Here is a 3,368-nt window from a genome sequence, read left to right on the forward strand (position 1 = left end):
AGCCGTACCGGAAGGTGCGGCTGGATCACCTCCTTTCTAGGGAGTTCTCTCCCAATCTAAATTGTTGTGGTGTTTGGCTTCTCGTCATTCAGTGTGGGTGCGCCAGTCGTACCTTAACATCTCACGCGATTGCACTGATATTACTGCCGGTCTGCGGTGCGTGCGTCCACCCGCACCGTGCGACCGGGTCACGGTCGGTTGGCCGTGACGGAAGGAAGACATGATGAGCACACGATGGATGCCATGGCGCTGCGTGCCGATGAAGGACGGGGCACGGCACCGATATGCTCCGGGGAGCCGCGTGCAGGCTGTGATCCGGAGGTCTCCGAATGGGGCAACCCGCTGCCATCTGGCAGCGCTCCGCAACAGCGGAGCGGGAACCCGGCCAACTGAAACATCTCAGTAGCCGGAGGAAGCGTGAACCACACCCGTAGTAGCGGCGAGCGAACCGGGTGCAGCCTAAACCGCGGGCGTGAAATAGGGAGCAGCCGTTGCGCCCGCGGGGTTGGAGGACGACCCGTGACCGACCTGCTCGTCGGTCACCCGAGCGACCGCGCTGAGCCGAAGCAGTGTGGAACCCTGCACCGCAGAGCGTGACAGTCGCGTAGGCGGGCGCCTCAGCCGGGCGGGTCGCTCCTGAGTAGGTCCGGGCACGAAGAACCCGGGCTGAAGCCGGGCAGACCACTGTCCAAGGCAACCTACACGCAGTGACCGATAGCGCACAGTACCGTGAGGGAACGGTGAAAAGCACCCCGGTGAGGGGAGTGAAAGAGACCCTGAAATCGTGTGCTTCCACGCCGTGGGAGCCGGAGTGACCGGTGACCGCGTGCCTTTTGGAGTATGATCCGGCGAGTTATCCTCGGTGGCGTGGTTAAGGCAGTGCCAGCCGGAGCCGGAGTGAACGCGAGCCTGAACAGGGCGACCGTCGCCGGGGATAGACCCGAAACCGTGTGAGCTACCCATGGCCAGGCTGAAGCGTCCCTAACAGGACGTGGAGGGCCGCACCGGTGTCTGTTGCAAAAGGCTCGGATGAGCTGTGGGTAGGGGTGAAATGCCAATCGAACACGGAGATAGCTGGTTCTCCCCGAAATGTATTGAGGTACAGCCGCGGCTACGCCACCCCTGGAGGTAGAGCGCTGTTGTTGTGCGGGGGCTTCACCGCTTACCAAGCGACGGCAAACTGCAAATGCCAGGGGTGGGCACCGCGCGTGAGACGGCGGGTGCGAACATCCGTCGTCGAGAGGGAAACAACCCAGACCGCCGGCTAAGGTCCCCCAGTCATCGCTAAGTGGGAAAGGTTGTGGCGCCGCTCAGACAACCAGGAGGTTGGCTTAGAAGCAGCCATCCTTGAAAGAGTGCGTAACAGCTCACTGGTCAAGCAGCGCTGCGCCGACGCTGTAGCGGGGCAAAGCGATGCACCGAAGCCGCGGGTTTGCCATCGGCAAACGGTAGGGGAGCGTCGTTGCCGCTGCAAAGTCGGCGCGGAAGCGTCGGTGGAGCGGCAACGAGTGCGAATGCCGGAATGAGTAACGGAGAAGCGATGTCGCAATCATCGCCACCGAAAGTCTAAGGGTTCTGCCGCACGGGTGCACCGCGGCAGGGTAGTCGGGCCTAAGGGGACGGCACACGCCAGACCCGATGGACAACAGGTTGATAGTCCTGTACCGTGTGGTGGTCGTTTGACCAATGCCGGATGCTGAGGGGTAGTCGCCGCGGCGAGACGAGCGCCGTCCAAGCCGGTAGGGAGCCGCACGACGCAAATCCGTGCGGCGGTGACCGAGAGGCGAGTGAAAGGGGTGCGGGCAACCGCACGCCGATGGCGAGGCGCCTGTGCAGCCAAGAAAGGCCGGCTCGGAAGACCACCCACGCCCGTACCGCAAACCGACACCGGTAGACAGGTTGAGGAAACCAAGGTGGACGAGTGACCCCTGGTTAAGGAACTCGGCAAATTGACCCCGTACCTTCGGAAGAAGGGGTGCTGCGCGTAGCGTGAAACCCCTAGCGGGTGGAGCGCGAGGCAGCCGCAGGGTCCAGGCCCAGGCGACTGGTTACCAGAACCACAGCTCCCTGCTCAAGCCGAAAGGCGACGTATAGGGGGTGATGCCTGCCCAGTGCCGGAAGGTTAAGGGGCGGGGTGCAAGCTCCCAACCGAAGCCCCGGTAAACGGCGGCTGTAACTATAACAGTCCTAAGGTAGCGAAATTCCTTGTCGGGTAAGTTCCGACCCGCACGAAAGGCATCACGATCTGGGCACTGTCTCGACCAGGGGCTCGGTGAAATTGCAGTGGCCGTGAAGATGCGGCCAACTCAGAGCGGGACAAAAAGACCCCGTGGAGCTTTACTACAGCTTGCCATCGGGTAGCGGAGGCCGATGCGTAGGATAGGTGGGAGGCGAAGAAGGTTGGCTTGCGGGCCGACTGGAGCCGACGGTGAAATACCACTCTTCGGTCTGCGCTGCCCTCACCCGCCTGCGGCGGGGACGGTGGCTGGTGGGTAGTTTGACTGGGGCGGTCGCCTCCTAAAAGGTAACGGAGGCGCGCAACGGCGCCCTCAGGCGGGATGGTCATCCGCCGTGGAGTGCAACGGCAGAAGGGCGCTTGACTGCGAGGCAGACCAGCCGAGCAGGGATGAAAGTCGGCCGTAGTGATCCCACAGGACCGGGTGGAAGGCCTGTGGCTTAACGGATAAAAGCTACCCCGGGGATAACAGGCTCAGACCGCCCAAGAGTTCATATCGACGGCGGAGCGTGGCACCTCGATGTCGGCTCGTCGCATCCTGGGGCTGGAGTAGGTCCCAAGGGTTGGGCTGTTCGCCCATTAAAGCGGCACGCGAGCTGGGTTCAGAACGTCGTGAGACAGTTCGGTCTCTATCCGCTCTGAGCGTGTAGAGCAGTGCGCGGGGCTGGCCCTAGTACGAGAGGACCGGGCTGGACGGACCGCTGGTGGAGGAGTTGTAGGGCGTCCTGCAGGCTCCGTAGCTATGTCCGGGAGTGAGAACCGCTGAAAGCATCTAAGTGGGAAACACGCCGCAAGACGACTGCTCTCACAGCGCAAGGCTGGTAAGCCCCCCGCGAGATGAGCGGGGAAAGCGGCCGGAGCTGGAGGCGGGGTGACCCGTAGAGGCGACCGGTGCGCAGGGGCGAGGGCTTCCTTCCGTCACGGCGAACCGACCGGCAGCAGGGAACCAGGGTGCACGAGGAAGCAATCGCGTGAGGGGTGAAGGGACGACCGTTCCTTCAGCCACTGGGTGTGTGTAGAGCGCGGTGGACCCACCCCGTCCCATCCCGAACCGGGTCGTGAAACACCGCAGCGCCGATCCTACTGGCGGCTCGCCGCTGGGGACCGAGGGGCCAGCCCCCTACCACAAGGG

General features: G+C 63.4%; 2 rRNA genes. Both read left to right on the forward strand.

Annotated features, from left to right (window positions below):
- Positions 1 to 211 precede the first annotated feature (211 nt).
- Positions 212 to 3,153: ribosomal RNA gene (locus NW838_RS11600) — 23S ribosomal RNA — on the forward strand.
- Between the two features lie 90 nt (positions 3,154 to 3,243).
- Positions 3,244 to 3,358 (forward strand): 5S ribosomal RNA (rrf, locus tag NW838_RS11605).
- The last annotated feature ends 10 nt before the right edge of the window (positions 3,359 to 3,368 follow it).

The organism is Synechococcus sp. R55.2 (genome assembly GCF_047462075.1).
GTDB lineage: Bacteria > Cyanobacteriota > Cyanobacteriia > Thermostichales > Thermostichaceae > Thermostichus.